17 protein-coding genes and 3 pseudogenes are annotated in these 21,740 nt (G+C 46.9%); 11 read left to right on the top strand and 9 right to left on the bottom strand.

The annotated features are described in order from the left end of the window. Window positions 1-48 precede the first annotated feature (48 nt). Window positions 49-1,053, bottom strand: coding sequence for a cation diffusion facilitator family transporter (locus JQN59_RS21455; RefSeq protein WP_009654826.1), 1,005 nt, complete (start codon window positions 1,051-1,053; stop codon window positions 49-51). A gap of 185 nt (window positions 1,054-1,238) precedes the next feature. On the opposite strand from JQN59_RS21455, the gene JQN59_RS21450 reads away from it, so the two are divergent. Both JQN59_RS21450 and cueR read left to right on the top strand, forming a co-directional pair. Next, the gene (locus tag JQN59_RS21450; protein WP_009654818.1) at window positions 1,239-3,734 is read left to right on the top strand and encodes a heavy metal translocating P-type ATPase; all 2,496 of its coding nucleotides are present in this window, start codon (window positions 1,239-1,241) and stop codon (window positions 3,732-3,734) included. Window positions 3,735-3,747: 13 nt separating this feature from the next. Then, on the top strand, window positions 3,748-4,212 hold the full coding sequence (gene cueR / locus JQN59_RS21445) for a Cu(I)-responsive transcriptional regulator (protein ID WP_016154433.1): 465 nt from the start codon (window positions 3,748-3,750) through the stop codon (window positions 4,210-4,212). An 89-nt stretch (window positions 4,213-4,301) separates the two neighbouring features. Here cueR and JQN59_RS21440 read toward each other — a convergent pair whose 3' ends face one another. After that, entirely contained in the window at window positions 4,302-4,754 is a 453-nt protein-coding gene (locus JQN59_RS21440) for a Cd(II)/Pb(II)-responsive transcriptional regulator (protein ID WP_009654812.1), read from the bottom strand. 81 nt (window positions 4,755-4,835) lie between these two features. On the opposite strand from JQN59_RS21440, the gene JQN59_RS21435 reads away from it, so the two are divergent. From JQN59_RS21435 to JQN59_RS21405, 8 genes and pseudogenes are all read left to right on the top strand, one after another. After that, a complete protein-coding gene (locus JQN59_RS21435; RefSeq protein ID WP_016154432.1) occupies window positions 4,836-7,331 on the top strand; it encodes a heavy metal translocating P-type ATPase in 2,496 nt (831 codons plus the stop codon). Between the two features lie 92 nt (window positions 7,332-7,423). Beyond that, window positions 7,424-7,828, top strand: a complete 405-nt coding sequence (locus tag JQN59_RS21430) for a helix-turn-helix domain-containing protein (protein ID WP_071532327.1) — start codon at window positions 7,424-7,426, stop codon at window positions 7,826-7,828. Further along, window positions 7,812-8,081 carry a hypothetical protein gene (locus JQN59_RS21425; RefSeq protein WP_223175622.1) on the top strand — a complete coding sequence of 90 codons (270 nt, stop codon included), beginning with the start codon at window positions 7,812-7,814 and terminating at the stop codon, window positions 8,079-8,081. Before JQN59_RS21430 ends, JQN59_RS21425 begins: the two co-directional genes overlap by 17 nt. Before the next feature lie 312 nt (window positions 8,082-8,393). Then, the gene (lpxC, locus tag JQN59_RS21420) at window positions 8,394-9,341 is read left to right on the top strand and encodes a UDP-3-O-acyl-N-acetylglucosamine deacetylase (protein WP_023302364.1); all 948 of its coding nucleotides are present in this window, start codon (window positions 8,394-8,396) and stop codon (window positions 9,339-9,341) included. Window positions 9,342-9,560: 219 nt separating this feature from the next. After that, complete coding sequence (locus tag JQN59_RS27275) at window positions 9,561-9,788, top strand: MerR family transcriptional regulator (RefSeq protein WP_442781399.1); 228 nt, start codon at window positions 9,561-9,563, stop codon at window positions 9,786-9,788. Window positions 9,789-9,797: 9 nt separating this feature from the next. Continuing rightward, the gene (locus tag JQN59_RS27270; protein WP_442781398.1) at window positions 9,798-9,995 is read left to right on the top strand and encodes a hypothetical protein; all 198 of its coding nucleotides are present in this window, start codon (window positions 9,798-9,800) and stop codon (window positions 9,993-9,995) included. Between the two features lie 149 nt (window positions 9,996-10,144). Next, complete coding sequence (locus JQN59_RS21410; protein ID WP_023302365.1) at window positions 10,145-13,585, top strand: molybdopterin-dependent oxidoreductase; 3,441 nt, start codon at window positions 10,145-10,147, stop codon at window positions 13,583-13,585. Window positions 13,586-13,907: 322 nt separating this feature from the next. After that, window positions 13,908-14,642: pseudogene (locus JQN59_RS21405) on the top strand (IS5 family transposase). Here the strand turns inward: JQN59_RS21405 and def are convergent. Together def and JQN59_RS21395 are read right to left on the bottom strand one after the other, a co-directional pair. Further along, complete coding sequence (def, locus tag JQN59_RS21400; RefSeq protein WP_016154430.1) at window positions 14,631-15,083, bottom strand: peptide deformylase; 453 nt, start codon at window positions 15,081-15,083, stop codon at window positions 14,631-14,633. The pseudogene JQN59_RS21405 and the gene def sit on opposite strands and share 12 nt — an antisense overlap. Window positions 15,084-15,259: 176 nt before the next feature. Further along, window positions 15,260-16,627: an OprD family outer membrane porin gene (locus tag JQN59_RS21395; protein ID WP_016154429.1), complete on the bottom strand. Its 1,368-nt coding sequence runs from the start codon at window positions 16,625-16,627 to the stop codon at window positions 15,260-15,262. 381 nt (window positions 16,628-17,008) lie between these two features. Here JQN59_RS21395 and JQN59_RS21390 point away from each other — a divergent pair, with 381 nt between their 5' ends. Further along, on the top strand, window positions 17,009-17,365 hold the full coding sequence (locus tag JQN59_RS21390; RefSeq protein WP_016154428.1) for an IS4/Tn5 family transposase DNA-binding protein: 357 nt from the start codon (window positions 17,009-17,011) through the stop codon (window positions 17,363-17,365). A 172-nt stretch (window positions 17,366-17,537) separates the two neighbouring features. Here the strand turns inward: JQN59_RS21390 and JQN59_RS21385 are convergent, their stop codons facing one another. From JQN59_RS21385 to JQN59_RS21365, 5 genes and pseudogenes are all read right to left on the bottom strand, one after another. Continuing rightward, window positions 17,538-17,729 (bottom strand): hypothetical protein, encoded by a 192-nt coding sequence (locus JQN59_RS21385; RefSeq protein WP_045890344.1) that lies wholly within the window; start codon window positions 17,727-17,729, stop codon window positions 17,538-17,540. A 307-nt stretch (window positions 17,730-18,036) separates the two neighbouring features. Further along, window positions 18,037-18,249, bottom strand: a complete 213-nt coding sequence (locus JQN59_RS21380) for a DUF1471 domain-containing protein (RefSeq protein WP_016154425.1) — start codon at window positions 18,247-18,249, stop codon at window positions 18,037-18,039. A 426-nt stretch (window positions 18,250-18,675) separates the two neighbouring features. Next, window positions 18,676-19,416: an IS21-like element helper ATPase IstB gene (gene istB, locus JQN59_RS21375; protein WP_269150626.1), complete on the bottom strand. Its 741-nt coding sequence runs from the start codon at window positions 19,414-19,416 to the stop codon at window positions 18,676-18,678. A 13-nt stretch (window positions 19,417-19,429) separates the two neighbouring features. Continuing rightward, window positions 19,430-20,973, bottom strand: a pseudogene (gene istA / locus JQN59_RS21370) (IS21 family transposase). 267 nt (window positions 20,974-21,240) lie between these two features. Next, window positions 21,241-21,696, bottom strand: a pseudogene (locus JQN59_RS21365) (IS66 family transposase); the annotation flags it as partial. Window positions 21,697-21,740 lie beyond the last annotated feature (44 nt).

Raw genomic sequence — 21,740 nt, 5'->3', positions numbered from 1 at the left:
CATTATGATTCTCCCTCCTAAATTGATAGTGCATCACCAGAGGCCTGATTAATGTTTGTGGCCTGGACTAGAATGGTTATGCTTTTTTCCGTGTTCGTGTTCGTGTTCGTGTTCGTGTTCGTTACGCAGTTTTGTCGGTGAAAGGCTGCATGTATTATCGTTTTGATCGTAATTCCAGTCGATTCCCACAGTTGCATGTTCTATTTTGAACTGCTCATAAAGTTCTTGTTTTACAAGCTTCACAACGTCTTTTACGTCCACATCTTCCTTGGCTCTTACTTCCAGTGTTGCCATCGTCCGACCTGAGGTTATTTGCCAGACATGAATATGACTTACGGCTGCTAAGCCCTTAACAGAACTGATTAGTCTCTGTTCCACCTTGTCTGGGGAGGCATCTTCAGGCGCTCCTTCTAACAGGATGTGCAGCGATTTTGCTAATAATTTCCAGGCACTACGTAAAACCAGTGCTGCGACAAGAACGGAAAGTATTGGGTCAATCGGTGTCCAGCCCGTGTAGTAAATGACAATAGCGGCGACAATAGCGCCAACAGAACCCAATAGATCACCCATCACATGTAAAATAGCACCTTTGACATTAACATGATCGGTCTCACCACGGGTCATGATCCATAATACCAATATGTTGACCAACAATCCTGCAATGGCAACGATCAGCATTGGGCCTGCCAGTATAATTGGTGGAGCTTGTAACCTTTCCCATGCCTCATATGCAATCCACGCCACAATAGCGAAGAGTGTCAGGGCATTAAAGAATCCCGCGATGACTTCAAATCGCAAATATCCAAAGGTTCGTTTGCTATCAGCAGCTCGACGGCCAAAACGGAATGCCGCATAAGCCAGCGCCAAAGCTACTGCATCTGTAAGCATGTGGCCTGCATCTGCCAGCAATGCTAATGAGCCAGAAAGTATCCCTCCAACAGCTTCGACCACCATAAATGTGAATATCATGAGGAAGGAGATAAGGACTTTACGCTCGTTTGCACTGGTTACTGCTGGAGTATGGTCATGCTCGTGATCATGTGATTGTGACATAGGGCCTCAAGCGGTTGGTTATACATGATGCCTTCAATATAACATATGAATATGTGTTCATGTAAAGGGTTTTTATATCCATTCCTTCCACGGCATCGGCATGTTCAAAATAATGCGCTTGACCTTCCCACGATGGTAAGCCTTAAGGTTGTTCTTTATCTGACCATAACGATGAGAAATACATCATGAGCATTCAAAAAAAACAGCATTCTAATGATGGTGAAACTCAAGTCAGCTTGCCCATTGAGGGAATGACTTGTGCAAGCTGCGTTGGACGAGTTGAAGCCGCTCTGGCTAAGGTTGAAGGCGTACAAAACGTAAGCGTTAACCTTGCAACAGAGCGTGCAGATATCCGCCTAAATGCATTCGTTAATCGTATGGCGTTGGTTGAAGCAGTTGAAAAGGTTGGTTATGAGGTTCCTCAAGCTTCTGTAGAGTTATCAGTTCAGGGCATGACATGTGCATCATGCGTAGGGCGTGTCGAAAAATCGCTCCGAGCGGTTAAAGGTGTAAAAGAAGCCACTGTTAATTTAGCGACTGAAAGAGCTACTGTACGTGGAACCGCAGGAGTTGATGACCTCATAACTGCTATCGAAAAAATCGGTTATGAAGCCAGCCTGGTTGATAACCAAAGCCAGAATAATGATAGTGCCGCAGAAAAAAAAGATGCTGAAAAGGTTGCGTTGAAGAAAGATTTAGTTCTGGCGACCGTACTTGCGTTACCAGTATTTATTCTGGAAATGGGGTCGCATGTGATACCGGGAATGCATCAATGGATAATGGATACCATTGGGCTCCAGGAAAGCTGGTATCTCCAGTTTGTATTAACATTGCTGGTGTTGGCTATTCCGGGGCGGCGCTTTTACCTGAAAGGTATTCCCGCGTTATTAAGACTTGGCCCAGACATGAACTCTCTCGTCTCCGTCGGGACTCTCGCTGCATTCGGTTATTCAATGATTGCGACCTTTGCTCCAGGTCTTTTGCCTCAAGGTACCGTCAATGTGTATTACGAAGCTGCTGCGGTAATCGTCGCTCTTATTCTTTTAGGACGATTTATGGAGGCGCGAGCTAAAGGTCGAACGTCTGAGGCTATCAAGCGTTTGGTTGGATTGCAGGCCAAAGAGGCGCATGTGCTGCGTAACGGCATTGTCATCGATATTCCCATTAGTGATGTAGCCCTTGATGACATTATCGAAGTTCGACCAGGTGAGCGGATACCTGTTGATGGTGAGGTGAGTGAAGGAACAAGTTTTGTCGATGAATCGATGATAACGGGGGAGCCTATCCCCGTCGAGAAAGTTCCCGGAAGCTTAATGGTTGGCGGGACTGTTAACCAGAAAGGAGCATTGAGGTTGCGTGCAACAGCCGTTGGTGGCCAGACGATGTTGTCACAAATAATCAGAATGGTAGAGCAAGCCCAGGGCTCTAAACTACCTATACAAGCCGTGGTCGATAAGGTGACATTATGGTTTGTTCCTGTGGTGATGCTGGCAGCGTTGTTAACTTTCCTTGCCTGGTTAACATTTGGGCCATCACCGGCCCTGTCTTTCGCACTGGTTAATGCCGTGGCTGTATTGATCATTGCCTGCCCATGTGCAATGGGATTGGCTACCCCAACCTCTATCATGGTAGGTACTGGGCGTGGTGCAGAAATGGGGATCTTGTTCCGTAAGGGAGAAGCTCTGCAGTTGCTTAAAGATGCCAGGGTTGTCGCTGTAGACAAAACAGGTACTTTGACTGAAGGGCGCCCAGTAATGACAGACCTGGAGTTGGCCGAAGGGTTTGAGCTTGACTTAGTATTAGCAAAAGTTGCCGCTGTTGAATCACGTTCGGAACATCCTATTGCCCGCGCTATCGTTGAAGCTGCTCTAGGAAAAGAGATATCGCTGCCAGCGTTGACTGAGTTTGATTCAATTACTGGGATGGGCGTCAGGGCTACCGTAGACGGAGAGCGCGTAGAGGTCGGGGCCGATCGATTTATGCGTGAGTTAGGCTTGGATATCGAGTATTTTTCAAAGACTGCGATACGCCTTGGAAACGAAGGAAAATCGCCACTCTATGTTGCTATTGATGGACGTCTGGCTGCCATTATCGCAGTCGCTGACCCTATTAAATCAAGTACGCCGATTGCCATAAATGCATTGCACCAACTGGGGCTCAAAGTCGCAATGATTACCGGTGACAATGCCAATACAGCAAATGCGATTGCGAGACAGCTTGGTATTGATGAAGTGGTTGCCGAAGTGTTGCCAGAAGGGAAAGTTGAAGCAGTTCGTCGGTTGAAGGAGTCTTACGGTAAGGTCGCTTATGTTGGTGATGGCATTAATGATGCCCCAGCTTTAGCCGTGGCAGATATTGGGCTTGCAATTGGTACAGGTACCGATATAGCGGTGGAATCTGCTGATGTTGTCTTAATGTCCGGCAACCTACAGGGTGTGCCTAATGCTATTGGATTGTCTAAGGCAACCATAGGTAACATCAGGCAAAATCTTTTTTGGGCGTTTGGTTATAATGCCGCATTGATCCCTGTAGCAGCAGGCCTGCTGTACCCTGCCTATGGATTGCTGCTTTCACCAATCTTTGCTGCAGGCGCGATGGCGCTATCCAGTGTATTTGTCCTGGGCAACGCACTTCGTTTGCGTCGGTTCCAGCCTCCGCTGGCAGAAGACTCTGAGCACTAAGAAAAGGGGAGCTATGAACATTGGTAAAGCATCGAACGAATCAGGAATCTCCGCAAAGATGATTCGCTATTACGAGCAAATTGGTCTGATTCCTGCTACTGGCCGTACCGAAGCGGGCTACCGTGATTATGCACCCAATGATGTCCATCGTCTGATTTTTATCCGCAGTGCGCGCGATCTTGGTTTTTCTCTTGAAGAGATAGCCGATTTGCTCAAGTTATGGAATGACAAATCTCGCCAGAGCGCCGATGTTAAACGTCTGGCACAAGAGCATATGGATGATTTAGAGCGACGTATGGAAAATATGCGACGAATGGCAGATACACTCAGAGCTCTGATCAAAAGCTGTGCTGGGGATGAGCGAGTTGAATGCCCAATACTCCAGACATTAATGACCGCTGATGCTAAAAGCCATCCCGGTAAGAGAGAAGGGGCAGTGCAACGTCGTTCTCGTGGTAACGAAATGGAAAAAGCCTGACCCCTTATTTTAAGGGCATGATGGCGTAGCACAAAGCTGTATGGGCTTGTGTTACGCCATCAGTCTAATCAACTTATAAGCGCACACCACTAATGCACACCCCCCAAGTGGTCAGTTGGTACGGTTAAAGGAAGATCACCATTCTCTTCATCAGCAGTCAATTTCTGTACTATCCCGCATTCGTCCACGCTCCGGTCTGAGCTGCAATAGTTATTAAGTTCTTTGAGTTGTATTTCCAGGGCTATTAATTCTTTAATACGATGCTGAACATGAGTGAGATGGGCACTGATTATTGCATCAATGGGGCCACAGTCTTTACCGTGATTATTCATTGCCAGTAGCAATGCACGTATTTCCTCATGGGTCATATCAAGAGAGCGGCAGCGTCGGATAAATAATAACTTTTCCAGATGAGTATTGTTGTAACGGCGATAGTTATTTTCAATATCTCTTAATGGAGCCTGAAGTAATCCTTCTTTCTCATAGTACCGAATAGTTTCCACCGGACAATCCGCCTTACGGGCCAATTCACCAATTTTCATGCCTCCCCCCTTATGCGCTTGACCCTCTAGTTAGATTAGGGTCTTTAATCGTCAGTATAGTTAACAGATGAGGCAATGAAAATGAGTGGTGGTGTAAAAAATAGCAAAAACCCTGCAGGAGACGAAGCGGCTAGTTGCTGTGAAACGTTCAATTTAGGGACAGGACTCCGGGTTAAGAATACTGGTGAATCACATAAAGCAAATGATCATGCACATGATCAGCAGGCTCATAATCACAAGAAATGCAGTGATGATCATTCCCATGAAGGTCATAACCATGAAGGCCATAACCATGAAGGCCATAATCATGATGCCCATAGCCATGGCGGCGAAGGGCATTCGCATGATGAGCATAATCATAAGGGATGTAACCATGCTCATGCCGCGCAAGAGCATTCTCATGAAGGCCACGATCACGGCCATGAGGGGGATTGTTGCTCCGCTGCTCCAGAACAATTGAGTAGCCTAGGGGGCTCGCAGGTTGTGGCTGGTGGATTACGGACAGAAATTCGCATTATGCAGATGGATTGTCCTGTTGAAGAAAATCTTATCAAAAAGAAACTGGGTGGAATGAGCGCTGTTAAAGAGCTTGATTTCAACCTGATGCAGCGTGTTTTGACTGTAACCCATACACCGGATTCGCTTGAAGCTATCATGGCTGCAATTCGCTCGTTGGGATTCGCGCCAGAAGTCTCTGATAATACTAGCGGCAAGAAAAATACCCAGGAGAAAAAAAAGCCCTGGTGGCCATTAGCTCTTGCTGGCGTAGCTGCTCTTGCAGCCGAAGTGATGCACTGGGCTGATATGCCTGACTGGCTAGAAGCTGGGTTGGCTTTGATAGCAGTGCTTTCTTGTGGTCTGACAACCTACAAAAAAGGTTGGATTTCGATTCGCAATGGCAACTTGAATATCAATGCACTAATGAGTATTGCCGTTACTGGGGCTTTGGTCCTTGGGCAGTGGCCAGAAGCGGCGATGGTTATGGTGTTATTCACCATTGCCGAGCTGATAGAAGCCAAATCACTTGATAGAGCCAGAAATGCAATAGGTTCCCTGATGAACCTGACTCCTGAAACTGCAATGGTCCAACAAGCTGATGGAACATGGCAGGAAGTTGACGCCAGTAGCGTACAACCGGGCAGTATTGTCAGGGTAAAACCAGGTGAACGAATTGGTCTCGACGGAGAAATCGTCAAAGGCCAAACCACCATTAACCAAGCTCCAATTACAGGTGAAAGTATGCCTGTCGATAAAATTGCGGGCGATGCTGTATTTGCTGGAACAATAAATCAGTCAGGCTCTTTTGAATATAAAGTCACTGCAGCTGCAAATAATACAACCCTTGCTCGCATCATTCATGCCGTTGAGCAGGCGCAAGGCGCCAAAGCAGCTACACAACGTTTTGTTGACCGCTTTTCCCAGATTTATACCCCCGTCGTTATGGGTATTGCTGTTGCGGTTGCTGTATTGCCACCATTGTTTGGGGCAGGAACATGGCAGGAGTGGATCTATAAAGCTTTAGTTATGCTTGTCATTGCGTGTCCATGTGCCCTGGTTATTTCTACGCCAGTAACGATTGTTAGTGGACTTACTGCAGCTGCTCGCAAAGGGATTCTCATTAAAGGCGGTGTTTATCTTGAGCAGGGACGTAAGCTAAAAGCCCTTGCGCTGGATAAAACAGGAACTATTACCTATGGGAAACCAGTACAAACCGACGTAATGGTATTCAATGGGTGGAGCGAGCGTGAAGTTCGTACTACTGCAGCTAGTCTCGCTAGTTACTCTGATCACCCTGTTTCACTGGCAATTGTGAATGCTTCTGCTGATTTGAAAAAGCAGGATGTTGACAGCTTTGAAGCGATTGTTGGGCGAGGTGTGCATGGCGCGATTACAGGTAAGGATTTTTACCTTGGTAACCTGCGTTTGACTGAAGAACACTTTAATTGTCCATCAGAGATTAAAGCAACAGTACAAAGGCTGGAAAGCCAGGGTAAAACAGTTATTTTACTCAATGATGGTAAGCAAGTGCTTGGGTTGTTCGCTGTTGCTGATACTGTTAAAAACAGCAGCCGTGAAGCGATTGAACAACTTCATGAACTTGGCGTTAAAACTATTATGCTGACTGGTGATAACCCACATACAGCTAAAGCAATCGCATCTCAGGTTGGAATCGATGAGGCTCGAGGGAATCAATTGCCAGAAGATAAACATCGTGCAGTTGAAGAGCATTCACGGATTGGAATCACTGGGATGGTTGGTGATGGTATCAATGATGCACCGGCTCTGGCTGCAGCTGATATCGGTTTTGCTATGGGCGCAATGGGTACTGATACGGCGATTGAAACTGCAGATGTAGCCTTAATGGATGATGACCTGCGTAAAATCCCAGCCTTTGTAAAATTATCCCGACAAACGTACAGCTTACTCGTGCAAAATATCAGCCTCGCTCTAGGTATTAAAGCCGTATTCCTTGTACTCACGCTCATGGGAATGGGAACTATGTGGATGGCTGTATTTGCTGATGTTGGTGCCAGTCTTCTGGTTGTGGCAAATGGCCTGAGGTTATTACGAAAATAAAGAGTTGGGTCCCTGAGTTCTTCATGGATGACAGACTCAGAGACCGTATTCTGGTTTGAATATATTCATAGAATATGGTTTGGGGGGAGAGAATGGACACCAGGAAATATTCTGAAAGTGTTGTCAAAGATATTTTGCAGTGGGTTGAAAGTTCATTGAATACAACCTTGCCAGTAGAATTTATTGCTGAGAAGTCTGGGTATTCACGATGGCATTTTCAACGTTTGTTTAAACAGACGACCGGTGTTGCGCTGGGTGAATATGTTCGTGCTCGTCGATTATCATGTGCTGCGATTGATCTGAAATTGACTTCCAGAACAGTCCTAGACATTGCACTTCAGTATGGTTTTAATTCGCAACAAACTTTCACGAGAGCTTTTAAAAACAAGTTTCATCTTCCTCCCGGTCGGTACCGCAAGCAAGGGAATTGGAATTTATCAGCGCTGTGTCCATCTTTACTTTCAGATTATGAGGAGAGATATGCCAATGTTAGTTAATGACCCCGTATTAATTTCTATGATAGAAGATCTGACTGATAAGTATAATAAAATGCAGGATTTTTTAATCGATGATGAACCTTGTATTGATATCGTACGGTCGGTGTATGAGTTGGAGTGTACAGTTAGTGAATTCAAAAAAAGAATTATACTTCAACATATTTCCTATTGCCATTCAGATGAATGTGATGACCCTGACCTGCATGTCGCCTTAATTGACAATATAAAAAACATACTTGACTATCTTGAATAATTTTACAAGAAGGGCATTAGGCTTTCTTAAAACCATTTGTGTTTTGGATGAATAAATATTTTTAATTCACTGATTTCCGTATGGTCTCAACCATAAAGAATATGATGGTAACTAACCCGGGTCAGTCAGTGCGACTCATGCAAGATGCTTGATGTGTATATCGTATAAAATCTTGACCCTATATCAACTTCATGGTTTTTAATGGAACCAAGTCGAGAGTAGCGAGGACGATGAACAGAGCAATAGGGGGAATCATCAATGGAACCTTGTTGCGGACGTTCTGCCTAGTCGCTAGAGCAAACAGAGGTCTCCATGATCAAGCAAAAAACTATCAAGAATATTGTTGAATTAAACGGTATTGGCTTGCATAGCGGTAAAACCGTTAACATGAAAATCATGCCTGCTGGTGCCGATAGTGGCATACGGTTCCGTAGAACAGATGTAACTCCTGTTGTTGATATTCAGCTCCGTGCCGATCAGATTCATGACACTATGCTGGCAACAAGCATTATCAACCCTCAGGGAGTTCGAGTTTCAACAATCGAGCATTTCCTTTCTGCGGTGTCTAGCATGGGGCTTGATAACCTCTTGGTGGAGCTCGATGCTCCAGAACTTCCCATTCTCGATGGGAGTGCCAGAGGATTCATAGACTCAATAATGCACGCTGGTTTGATAGAGCAGTGTGCGCTAAAAAAATATCTTCTGATAAAAAAAACGGTTTCCGTAAAAGATGGCGACAAATGGGCTCTTTTGCATCCAGACTCAAAGTTCTCGATCGATTTTATGATTGATTTTAAGCATCCCTTGATTTCTGCTGAGACTAATAGATTAAATATTGAAGTGTCGAAAGAAAACTATATTAGCGAGATTGCTGATGCCAGAACTTTCGGATTTGTTCGTGATGTAGAACTTCTACAACAAAAAGGTCTTGGGTTAGGGGCAAGTTTGAACAATGCGATAGGGCTTGATGAATATAGCGTTCTGAATCCGGAAGGTCTGCGATTTAATAACGAACTTGTGCGACATAAAACACTGGATGCGATTGGAGACCTCTTTGTATCAGGCCATAATATTATTGGCGCCTACCATGCTTATAAGTCAGGGCATGCATTAAATAATAAGTTGATGCTTGCACTGTTGAATGATGTCGAATCATGGGAATTAGTGAGTGTTGGTGAATATAAAAATGATGCCACTAGAGAAACCATCCTTTCTAAACCCAAAGAAGAGTGTTTTGAGTCATTAAGTATGTGGTCATAAGGGATATGAGTATGTTCGTCACATCTGGTTTTTTACACAGCTTATCTTGATGATTTTTTTCTTGACCTTACCACCACGGGAAGGTCTAGGCTGGATATCGACTAAGTCTTGATGAGCCAAACGGTAACCGTATCACTACGTATGCAAGGTAAGAGTGTCAGAAACGACGTCATTTGAAACTGGATCTGATATTAACAGAATACATTTTGGGAGGTAAGGATGAACATTGGTGATGCTGCCCGGTTATCCGGAGTTTCCGCCAAAATGATCCGCTATTACGAAGAGGCGGGATTAATACCGGAAGTTGCAAGAACTGCAGCCGGGTATCGGATGTACAGCGATATTGATGTGTACAAATTGCATTTTATACGTCGATGTCGGGAGTTAGGTTTCTCTCTGGCGCAAACAGGAGAACTTCTCTGTCTTTGGGGTAACCATTCGCGCTAAAGCGCTGATGTGAAAAAATTAGTCGAGTCACACATCCGCGAGTTGACTGTAAAAATTCAAGAATTTCAGCGTATGGCATCAATACTTACAACGCTTTCTGATTGCTGTGCAGGGGATGATAAGCCTGAATGCCCTATTTTGCGTGCACTGTATCTTGCAGATGTTAACGGTTTGCAGGAATCAGATTCTGGCCCTGAAATTACTTAGCCGCTACCCATATATGACAGTAATTTCAACTGAAATTACGCCCACAAAACAAGATGATATTAACATTAATTGGGTTAGTAATTCTTGGGTGAAAAGAAAGCAATGTGGTTTTTAAAATATATTAACTGTTTTTAGTAGTGAGGTTTACAATGTCAGATATTATTCCCGGATATTGCACACTTTGCCGTTCGCGTTGCGGGACGTTGAATGAAGTAGCAAATGACCACCTGATCAAGGTACGGGCCAACCCTGAACATCCTAATGGTAAGGCCATGTGTATGAAGGGCAAAGCGGCACCTGAGCTGGTGGACAGCGCAAATAGAATTCTGTACCCGATGAAGAGAACCCATCCTAAAGGTGCCGAGAACCCGGGCTGGAAACGTATAAGTTGGGAAGAGGCTATGTCAACGATAGCCGGACAACTGGAAAAATTTAAACGAGAGAACGGAGCTGAATCTGTCGCTTTCGGTTTTACGAGCCCAAGCGGTACCCCCCTCAGCGATGCAATTGAATGGTTAGAGCGATTTGTTCGTATCTATGGCAGCCCAAACACCAGCTATGGAACTGAAATATGTAACTGGCATAAAGACGTTGCACATCGATGGACCTTTGGCTGCGGCATCCCTGTTGCTGACTATTCCCATGCCGATCTTATCCTTCTTTGGGGGCATAACCCCGCGAATACTTGGCTTGCCCAGGCTAGTGCGATTGGTACTGGTCGAAATAACGGTGCAAAACTGATCGTCGTGGATCCTCGCCCGACACCTTTAGCGAAAGAAGCAAATGCCTGGCTTGATGTCAATCCTGGAACTGACGGTGCATTAGCTTTGGGGTTAAGCCATCTCCTGGTAGAAAGAAACCTGTTTAATCATGAGTTTGTTCGAAACTGGACTAATGGTCCTTTGTTGGTTCGAAATGATAATGGTTATTTTCTTCGGGAAAAAGATATTAACCCACTTGCCATCAGTAATCGCTATACAGTTTGGGACGAACACAACCAGCAAGTCACATTTATCGATTCCGAGACTCGAACTGAAGAAACGCTGACGCCTACAGCTGCACTTGAGGGTAATGTTGAAGTTGCAATAGCTGATGGTGCAAAAATTTCCTGCCAAACGGCGTTTTCATCTTTTAAAGATATGTTGGCTAATTATGACCCAGAAAACGTAAGCCGTATCACCGGGGTATCTGTTGCATCAATTGAAGCCGCTGCGAGTTTGATTGCCGGGGCCAAGAAAATCGCCTACCACAGTTGGTCTGGAGTGGCACAACACACTAATGCCACCCAAACAGAACGTGCGATTGCGACACTGTATGCTTTAACCGGTTGTTTCGATCAGGAAGGATGTAATCGAATCTATGCCAGCCACCCGGTGAATGTGGTTAATTCACCGACACTGATGCCAAAATCACAATGGGATAAAGCATTAGGTCTTGAAGAAAGGCCTATCGGGCCGCCTTCACAAGGTTGGGTTCATTCTCAGGATATCTGGCATTCAGTATTAGAAGGTACACCCTATAAAATTCGCGGGTTAATTGGCTTTGGTGCCAACATATTACTTTCACAAAGTGATACTTCTCTCGGACAACAGGCGCTTGAGGCACTTGAGTTTTATGCCCATGTAGATTTGTTTGAAACGCCTACATCAAAGTATGCTGATATCCTTCTGCCAGTAAACACTGCCTGGGAGCGCGAAGGCCTAAGAACCGGGTTTGAAAGTAGTGCTGCTGCTCAGGACCACATTCAGTTGAGAAAAAAAATGGTCTCTCCGCGCGGTGAAAGCCGTTCCGACCTTGAGATTGTTTTCGATCTTGCATGCCGGTTAGGAATGAATGAAGCGTTCTTCGACGGCAATATTGAGGCAGCCTGGAATTATCAACTAGAACCATTAGGTTTGACTGTTGAGATGCTCAGAAATAAGCCAGAAGGTTACGATATCCCGCTTGAGCATAAAGTCAGAAAATATGCTTTCAGAGACCCAAATAGTGGATATCTGGCAGGTTTCAATACAGAAACAAAACGTGCAGAGTTTTACTCTGAGATCCTTCATCGCTATGGTTACAATCCTTTACCTGAGTATGTACAGCCGCAAGAATACCAGCGCAACGATCCTGATTATCCACTAATGCTGACATCCGTTAAAAGCGGATTCTTCTGTCATAGCCAACATCGAAGCCTGACTAGCCTACGAAAAAAAGCACCTTATCCAACGGTAGACATTTCGGCAGCTCTGGCTGACGAAGAAGGTATCAAGACGGGGGATTGGGTAGAAATTGAAACGAGAGCAGGTCTTGCTCGATTTAGAGCAAAAGTGGAAGCCAAACTCTCTCATGAAACTGTAATTGCTGAGTTTGGGTGGTGGCAGGCTTGTCCTGATTTTGGCAAACCTTCATACCCGGTTAAAGGTGAGTACAGTAGCAATTACAATAGCTTAATCAGCGGTGATAGCTATGATCCAGTCAGCGGTGCTTTACCTTTGCGTTCATTCCGCTGCCGCATTCGCCGCTTGAATGATTTTGAGCTGATAAGACGCCCCTGGGAAGGTCGTAAAACATTCAAAGTCATTGAACTGAAAAAAGAAGCAGATAATGTTACGACAGTTACCTTCCAATCGAATAGTGAAGGCTACTTACCTGATTATGAACCGGGCCAGCATATCACTGTTAGCTGTTGTCCGATGAGCGATTCTGAAGAGATCGTTACCCGGGCGTATTCGCTGACAGGCCCTGCGTTTGTTCATGACCGTAAAACCTATTCCATTTCTGTCCGTCATCAGAAAGCGACTGATGAGAAAGGTGAATATGTAGAAGGAATAATGTCATCCTACATAAACACGCATTTGCAGATAGGCAAGGATGTTGAACTTACGCCTCCTGGGGGGAATTTCATTGTCCCGCTCAATGCCGTCCAGCCTGTCGTAATATTTGCTGGCGGTATTGGAATTACTCCATTCATTTCCTATCTGGAGTCTATTAACCCCCAAGCGGAAGGTCCGGAAATCTGGCTTTTCTATGCTAATCAAAATAGTAGGCTACATGCGTTTAAGAAAAGAATTGCGGAGCTAAATGCGTCTATTGACAGGCTTAAAGTAATTAATATCTACAACCAGCCCCTCGACTGTGATATTCCAGGATTGGATTATGATAGAGCTGGTTATGTTGGTGCGGGAGATGTCGAGGCATATCTTATTGAGAATAATGCTCGTTATTACATGTGTGGTCCGCAGCCTATGATGGATGCGATATCCCGAGGGCTTCAGGAGAGAGGTGTACCTGCATTTGCTATTTTCTACGAGATATTTCGTTCTCCGACAAAAATAAATAATGATCCCTCATTACGTCATAAAGTAATTTTTGCAAAATCAGGAAGAGAAGAGATCTGGACCACGGATAAAGGTACTCTGCTGAATTTTGGAGAAAAACTTGGGATTAAAATGCCTAGTGGTTGTCGTGTTGGACAATGTGAAAGCTGTTCAACTAAGGTGATTGCCGGGAACGTGCAGCATCTGAATGGTGTGGAACCCTCTGATGAGGGTGCATGTTTGACATGCCAGTGCATTCCTGCCGGTGATATCACTATTGATGCCTGAGATAGGTATTAGCATCCTTTACATCAGGCCATTTTAGTGGTCTGATGTTATTCAATGGATAACGCTATGTTTTAAAGACATTTTTAATTATTTTGCGCCAATCCAACTCAATAACCGATTTAATGAATTATTTCAGTGCGATCTTCATGAATTTTTATCATCCTCCCCCTTACCTTCAAGTTACTGCAAGTCTTAGCCTGTAAGAAATTACTACAGTCACCAGTTTCGGATTGGCCGAGGAGTTTTAGTGAATGAAAGGCTTGCAATGATAAAATTGAAACTTCATTGTTTTTCTGCATCGAGCCTAAAAAAATGACCGGGTATCCCTGAGCACAAAACCAGCCATCCACTCGATACATACAGGAAACGCGTTGATAACCGCGCTGCCATGGATGCCATATTCTTCTTCCTCAGGACTGGTTGTCTGAACGCCACCGGGATATGTTCATCGAGTTCTGCACACCGGCGCTTTAAGGAGTGGCACGATTCAGGCATTTTTGAGCGCTTCTGGCAGAACGGTTTGCTTGCCTGCGAGCATCTGGACAGCATTGACTGGTCCTGGTTGTCGATGGACGGTTGTATGACCAAATCGCCGCTGTCAGGAACAAAAAACAGGTCGCAATCCTAAGGACAAAGGGAAACAAGGTGTAAAGCGCAGCCTGCTGACGGACGCCAGGGGGCTTCCTCTGTCGCTGGTCGTCGCAGCAGCGAACACGCACGACATCAAATTGGTTGCGGATACGCTCGATGCCCTTCAGGCGGGGCATCCGGGGGGAAACTCAGGCTCTGTCTGGACAAAGGTTACGAAGCTGGATGGCTGAAAACGTATCTGCAGAGTCGCCGTTACGAGCCACATATTCAGTCCCGTAAAGAGGAGTCTGACGCCAGTAAAAACAGGGACTTCAAAGCCCCTCTCTGGGGCGTTGAGAGGACTCATAGCTGGATGAATCGCTTTCGCCGGGTTCTGACCCGATGGAAAAAGAAGGCCGAAAATTACGAGGCTATGTTGCATTTTGCCTGTGGTCTTATCGTCTGGAATAAAGTCCTATTGAGATAGGCTCTTAGTTAATAGAATCCCGTTCATATGGTCTATCATATGCTGTATACAGATCGAGAGAGTACCACTTGCACTAAAATTTATTGTATTCCCAAAAGCATCAAGAGCGGTGACATTTATTTTCTCTGCACGGTATACAAAACGACTGGTTCCTGGTATAGAAAGACATTTTTCCTCAGTGATATTTTTTTCTTCCTTACTCTCAGCAATTACCGGATTAATTAATACTATTGGTTGCACCAGCGATTCAGGGACATCAATTACAGCAATCCTTTGGTGAACACCAACCTGGGTTGCTGTTAAACCTACACTGGATGTACCGTACATAGTGGTAATCATATCCTTAATAAATTGCCGGGTTATCGGTGAAATATGTTCGACGGGCATTGCAATGATCTTCAATTTGGGATCCGGATACTTTAAAACTGATAATAATGACATGCAAGGCTACTCTTTATTTAAATGGCAGTAAAAACGATATGTTTTAAGTCGGACCTGAGTGGAGAACCGGGACAGAAATAACTACCGGACTGACAGCCAGATATAAATCTTCTGCTGCCTGCGAACGTCATTCCGGTCTGTCCTGCTCAACAGCACAACAGACCGGAAACACTATATCAGAGAAGAGGAAGGGTATAACTGACTGTAACCCGGGTTTCATCCTGGTCACGCTGTCCAGCAGAGCCTTTTCTACTTGTGTCAGGCAGAGCGCTGCGCATTGTGGCATTTTTTACGGAGATGCCAAGTCCGTTAAGTATTCCCTCGGGGATAGTATAACTCAGGGCAATATCCCGTTCCCATTCCCCCTTTCGCCCATTCCCGGTATCAATATTATCGGCGTTCAGATAGAGGATACTTAGATTCAGCCCTTTGAGCCCTGCATCAGCAAAATTATAGGCGTACCGTGCCAGCCAGGTTCGCTCCCCCGCCCTGCTGAATTTTAGCAATTGTGCATCAGTAATTAACCAGGTGCTTGTTCCTTCTCCATCACCACGATTCAGATATGGAAAGTCACTTTTCCCCGTCAGCCACTGATAACCACTGCTCACACTGTGACCTCCAGAAGACCATGTCAACTGACCGCTATAAACATTGTTGTCCACTTCTCCCTTTGTGCGATTATTTCCGTAATAACCAGTACTTACATATCCGGCACTCCGTCCTGCAGCACTTCCGTTCTTTCCGTCTGCATCGCTGATGAATATACGAATATCTGATTTCAGGTTCCCGGAAACGATTTTCAGGTTATGTGCCAGTCCGATATAGTTTTGTCTGTAAAAATTATCCAGCTCACCGTAATAGTATGAGAGAGTCATGTCTTTCATAAGAGTATAGTCACCACCGGCGAAATAAAAACGATTACTGCTCCGTGAAGTGGGACCACTTCCATTGGCTCCGGCAATGGACATTCCGCGCATATCTGTGGAGTTACGTCCTTTTGTATGTGTGAGAACGCCGCCGGTCAGACTCAGATCGTCGATATCTGTTGATGATATTTGTCCTCCCTGATATGTCATGGGCAAAAGGCGGGCATCGTTGTATATAACGACGGGATTTTTGGGCTGAAGCGTTCCATAACGGAGTTCCGTATCAGATATTTTTGCCCTGCCGGTAACCCCCAGGCTACCGAACTGATGAACCGCTCTGCCATCATTGTCTAGCGGAAATACTGTACCGGGTTGCCGACCTGACGCCGGTGAGCCTGCTTTACCTCCTCCGTCAAGTCTGATGCCCAGTAGCCCCAGAGTGCTCAGTCCGAATCCCACTGGCCCTTCAGTATAACCTGAATCGTAATTGAGGATGAACCCCTGTCCCCATTCTTCCTGTTTACTGAACCCGTCCCCACTGCGATTATCTGTATTAATATAGAAATTGCGGAGTGTGAGATTGGCCTTACTGTCTTCAATAAAACCGGCTATCGCATTAGGGACTGTAACTCCCGGCATCAAAGCTACAGCAGATATTACGAGTGTAACTATTCTCATTCAGGTAATTCCTTTAGCTTGCCTGATATCAATATACGCGGTAACACGAAGGGAAAATGGCAGAAAATAATGAGGTATTTGTTTACCGCTGCACTAAGTACGAATCCAGTTCATATCAAAAACCATGAAGTGGCTACAGGGTCAAGACTTTTTTTTCAGACTGACTGCTTATACCATGGATTGGCCCTATGCACCGTGTTTCTGCTGGTTGTAAGACAGGAGACTTCCGTTTAGACCGGCACTGTTTTCAGGGAGGGAATCAATCTGATGTATCAAGCGAATTGGGTTAATTGTAAGCGTCCAGCGAGACTTGCAACTACCCACAATTATATTAAGGTAATCATTATGATAATCAGCTAAATTACTTTCAGGGATGGTTGAATGATTAATCAGGAACAGACTTCGCTTTCATGGCTCGATGAGGAAATTAATTCTTCTGTCTTTAGCGATCGCCGCCGTGCCAGTCGTTTTAAAAGTCTCATGCAAAAACTCTGGCGGGGGATGGGCAACAGCCTCCCTTTTGCCTGCCAGGATAATGCAGCAACAAAAGCCGCTTACCGGTTCCTTTCCAGTGACAGGATTGATGAGCAGCACCTGCTGCAGGGACATTCCGAGGCTACCAGTCAAAGGATATATGCGCTGCAAGGTGAGAAGATTCTACTGCTTCAGGACACCACAACATTTGGCTACCACCGGGATAACCCTGATGCAGTAGGATTTGCAGGCAATCACACCTAATCAAGATGGGGAATGATGCAGGTGTCAATTGTGGGATCCTGATGCATTCGAGCCTGGCAGTGACGACATCAGGGCTCCCGCTGGGTCTGACCGCGGTGAAGTTCTGGACCCGAAAAAAATTCAAAGGCACTAACGCACTTAAAAGGAAAATTAATCCGACCGTTTTTTTACATCAGATCACTGGCTGACAGTCAAAGACGTGGCTCACGTCTTCATGGTTGACATAGTCTGTCCGGACAGAGATGTCCATATCCGAGCAAGTTTCCGGCAGGAACGAGGTTGCCATAGCTCCGGATGAGAGCATGCCAGTCAGAATCAGTACTGCAGTCACGCTAAATTTTTTCATCTGTATATTCCTCTTCATCAGATATCGCCGTTTCACCTGTTAATGTGTATTAAAAACCCTGTGGTTCATACAGGGTCAACACCCTTACGCTGTTTTTTCTGGTGGGATAAGGACAAAAAAAAAGGCTACCTGGGGGTAACCTGACTAAAACAGTCATCAAGGAAAACGGACAACAGGGATAGGGTTGTCCTGGAGGGTGTGTCCGCATGTGAGGTCGCCGGCGGAACCGGAGGTGACCCCCACTATAGTGGCAGTCAGTCCGGCAGTTCCCTCTGCGACCATCTCACGCGTTTACTGCTCAGGTTCAGGGTAATACCGTCCCGGATTACTTATCAAGTACTGCAGTCACGCGGGCAACGTTTTTCTGGTCTGCACTGGTGATGCGGTAGGACGAAGCACCGGATTCCTGGGCGATAGCGGCAATTTTCGCTTCCGCGTTGTTCAGGGTGTCAGCAGTAACGCTGACGGACTGGGCGAAGCCGGAGAAAGAAACTACGGAGAGCATACCGGCAGCAGCAAGCAGTTTGATGTTTTTCATGGTCATATTCCTTGGGTTATCTGGTCATCTGGTCATCTGGTGATACCGGCGTCATCGCCGTCTCACCTGTTGATGTGTATTAAAAACCCTGTAGTAAATACAGGGTCAACAAGTTATTTTGTAAATTATTGTCGGCTGTGTTTTTGTCGTTTTCATACAACCCAGCTCTTGAAAGAGCCTCACTGTGGCTGACGAGAAATGAGAAAATACGGCCGTAACAGACACCGCGAAACCGGGATTGCGCTGGGGAGATAGGTCGGTGCAGGGCAAGTTAACTTACAGGATTAGTGAGGGTTTATGATGTTACGGCTACTGATTAAGTACGCGTGCGTATTCTGGCGAAGTTGAACGGTTATTCCGGAGGAACGTGAACGCGTTATTCCCTAACGCGCCCTAACTTCTTTTTATTACACCGACCGTTCACTTTCAGTCAACCTGTGCCAGTCGTTTTCTCATCGACTCACCCTTCATTTCCAGCCGGTGGGAGTTATGCATCAGACGATCAAGGATCGCGTCTGCCAGCGTGTTATCGCCAACGCAGCCATACCACTCATCCGTTGGCAGCTGGCTTATCATCACCGTGGCGTTCTTTCCGTATCTGTCATCCATCAGTTCCAGCAGATCGTTACGCTGCGCTGGCAGCAACGGCTCAAGGCCCCAGTCATCCAGGATAAGCAGCTGCGTTTTTGACAGCTGAGCCAGCTGCTTTCGGTAACTACCGTCTGCGCGGCTGTGCGTCAGTTCAACCAGCAACCGGTTCAGTCTCCAGTACTGTACGCTGTAACCCTGCTGGCAGGCGTTGTTGCCAAGGGCGCAGCCCACATAGGTTTTGCCGCAACCGCAGGGGCCGGTTATCAGCAGGTTCTGCCCCCTGACCACCCATTCGTTCTGGCTTAGCTGAGCGATCCGAGAACGTTCCAGGTTTCTCGCTGGCTGGTAGTCGATGTCCTGGACCGAGGCTTCAAGCCTCAGGCGGGCTTTTTGTAGCAGACGTTTCTGTTTACGCTGATCCCTTTCGAGTGATTCGCGCGTGACCAGCAACGCCAGTCTTTCCCTGAAGGAGAGCTCTTCGTAAGTGCCGGGTTGCTCCATCTGTGAGGACAGCGCGGCCGCCATTCCCGTCAGTTTCATTTCTGTCAGCTGTTTCATCAGCGTATGTGGCATTATCGGATCCCTTGTTTCAGTGGAAGTGGCGTGGGCCACGGATGTTTTCATGTTCCTGAGGAAGCTCCCGGGACGGGTGCAGATCTTTGTCCGCCGGAACCAGGTCGCGGTTATTCTTCAGGATCGACTTTATCTGCTTCAGCCGGGTTAACCCCTCTGCATTGGCCAGCCGACAGCTGTTATTGACGCGCTCAGAAGGATATTCACGCGTCAGGCTCAGCAGCCCCAGACACAGGCGATAGGCCTGTTCCGGATGCGCTTTTTCAGCCAGACGCTCGCTGACCCACGTGAAGGTGTCGGAGCCCACACCGGCCGCCCAGCTTTTCAGCCGCTCTGGCGTCCACTGCTGATGATGACGATGGCGCTCCGGCATATGTTCTGCTGCCGTACTGTTGCCCGGATGAAGACGCCGCGGGTGACTGGCGATCATCTGCCCGTCAGACCAGACTTCAAGCAGGTTGTCGAAGGCATGAAGCTCCACCGTTTTACCGACGTGCTGATGGGGGACTGAGTAGTGATGCTGTTCATATTCCACGTGATAATCGATATTCACCTTCGCTTTTTTGATGTGCCGGTAGCGCCACTGCTGCACCGGTAATGGCCTGAGCACAGTTTTGTCCAGCCTTTCGAAGGCCTCACGGCGATTGCCCGGCAGTTTTTTGAAGGGACGTTCGTTGAGCCCGGTTACCAGCGTACGGATACAGTGGTTCAGCTCAGCAAGCGAGAAGAAGACCTGGTGACGGAGCCGGGCCAGGATCCAGCGTTCGACGATCTGAACGCCAACTTCCGCCTTCGGCTTGTCTCTGGGTTTTCTGGGGCGGGCAGGTATCACCGCAACCTGATAATGCTCAGCCAGCTGCTGATAGGAGGGATTCAGTTCGGGATCGTAACGACTGGCTTTGCTAACCCCGCTTTTCAGGTTATCCGGAACCAGGATTTCGGGGACTCCACCGAAGAACTCCAGCATCCTGACGTGGCTGAGAAGCCAGTCTGACAGCGACTGCGTATAGGTAGCCTCCGCGAAGGTGTAGTTTGATGCGCCCAGCACCGCCACGAAGATCTGGGCCTGCCGGCATTCACCCGTCTCAGGTGAGATAACCGACACTGTGGGTCCACAATAGTCGATAAAGCATTTTTCACCGGCAAGATGCTGCTGGCGCATGGAGCGTTTCTGTGACTGGCACCAGGTCTGGTAGCGGCAGCAGAACTGCGAGTAGCTGTACGCCCGAACCGGCATCCTCTGGCAGTATTCCTCCCACAGCAGGTGGCGGGTGACGCCTTTTTACGCAGCTCCATATGGATTTCAGCCCAGTCGGGATCCTCCAGCGCGCCAGGACGACTGTCAGACTCAGGATAAAGCAGACTGGCAAGTAGGGGCTCTGACATTCCTTCCGGAAGTGGCCAGGAGATCCCAGCGGCTTCAAGTCGTTTGAGCATTTTCTGGATGGCACCCGTGCTGACATCTGCGCACTGGCTTATCTGGCGGAAGGACAGGCCGACTTCAAAACGCAGCCTTAAAATTTCATGGATTTTATGCATTGCGATTCTCTTGTTTGGCATATATCACACCCTGGAATAAAAGGGATAGATATAGCATCAAAAATCAATGCGTTAAGAATGATTCTGGCAACGTGAACGGCAATTCCGGTCGGGTGAACACCGATTCTGGCAAAATGAACAGTGATTCTGGTCATGGTGCAAAATCGGGGTATTTTCCGCCGGAATACGCGTTCACGCAAAACCAGAAATAGCGTTCACGTTCCGCCAGAATACGCAACGCGATCACCGCCGGAATGTGTAAGCGTTAAACGAGCGCCGTATTGACGGTTATTTATCGGTAAGAACCACGTTCCATGGCAGCAGTTCCGCCACTTTGTTGCTGGGCCATTCCGGCAGTACGCTCAGGATATGGCGAAGGTAGGCCTCCGGATCGATACCATTGAGCCTGCATGTTCCGATAAGACCATACAGCAGGGCTCCGCGCTCACCGCCGTGGTCGCTGCCGAAGAAGATAAAATTCTTTTTCCCAAGACAGACGGCACGAAGGGCTCGTTCGGCTGTGTTGTTATCAGGCTCTGCCAGGCCATCATCACAGTAGTAGCACAGCGCATCCCACTGGTTCAGGGCATAAGCGAACGCTTCGCCCAGACGGGATTTTTTCGACAGAGTGGCGCTTTTCTCCACTAACCAGTCATGCAGGGATATCAGCAGCGGCTTACTTCGGGACTGCCTGGCTGCCAGCCGCTCAGTTGCAGGGAGGCCCCGTATTGCTTCTTCGATTGAACCGCCCCGGGAATCCTGGAGACTAAACTCTCAGTAAAAGGAGA

The sequence above is a fragment of the Citrobacter sp. B72 genome, from assembly GCF_016894305.1.
Classification (GTDB): domain Bacteria; phylum Pseudomonadota; class Gammaproteobacteria; order Enterobacterales; family Enterobacteriaceae; genus Citrobacter; species Citrobacter portucalensis.
Note: the sequence above shows the minus strand (reverse complement) of the source record. Positions and strands in the feature narration are given on the sequence as shown.

Coding starts and splice junctions, on each gene's coding strand:
- JQN59_RS21455 (WP_009654826.1), bottom strand. CDS start 1,053: ATGTCACAATCACATGATCACGAGCATGACCATACTCCAGCAGTAACC.
- JQN59_RS21450 (WP_009654818.1), top strand. CDS start 1,239: ATGAGCATTCAAAAAAAACAGCATTCTAATGATGGTGAAACTCAAGTC.
- cueR (WP_016154433.1), top strand. CDS start 3,748: ATGAACATTGGTAAAGCATCGAACGAATCAGGAATCTCCGCAAAGATG.
- JQN59_RS21440 (WP_009654812.1), bottom strand. CDS start 4,754: ATGAAAATTGGTGAATTGGCCCGTAAGGCGGATTGTCCGGTGGAAACT.
- JQN59_RS21435 (WP_016154432.1), top strand. CDS start 4,836: ATGAGTGGTGGTGTAAAAAATAGCAAAAACCCTGCAGGAGACGAAGCG.
- JQN59_RS21430 (WP_071532327.1), top strand. CDS start 7,424: ATGGACACCAGGAAATATTCTGAAAGTGTTGTCAAAGATATTTTGCAG.
- JQN59_RS21425 (WP_223175622.1), top strand. CDS start 7,812: ATGCCAATGTTAGTTAATGACCCCGTATTAATTTCTATGATAGAAGAT.
- lpxC (WP_023302364.1), top strand. CDS start 8,394: ATGATCAAGCAAAAAACTATCAAGAATATTGTTGAATTAAACGGTATT.
- JQN59_RS27275 (WP_442781399.1), top strand. CDS start 9,561: ATGAACATTGGTGATGCTGCCCGGTTATCCGGAGTTTCCGCCAAAATG.
- JQN59_RS21410 (WP_023302365.1), top strand. CDS start 10,145: ATGTCAGATATTATTCCCGGATATTGCACACTTTGCCGTTCGCGTTGC.
- def (WP_016154430.1), bottom strand. CDS start 15,083: ATGTCATTATTATCAGTTTTAAAGTATCCGGATCCCAAATTGAAGATC.
- JQN59_RS21395 (WP_016154429.1), bottom strand. CDS start 16,627: ATGAGAATAGTTACACTCGTAATATCTGCTGTAGCTTTGATGCCGGGA.
- JQN59_RS21390 (WP_016154428.1), top strand. CDS start 17,009: ATGATTAATCAGGAACAGACTTCGCTTTCATGGCTCGATGAGGAAATT.
- JQN59_RS21385 (WP_045890344.1), bottom strand. CDS start 17,729: ATGAAGAGGAATATACAGATGAAAAAATTTAGCGTGACTGCAGTACTG.
- JQN59_RS21380 (WP_016154425.1), bottom strand. CDS start 18,249: ATGAAAAACATCAAACTGCTTGCTGCTGCCGGTATGCTCTCCGTAGTT.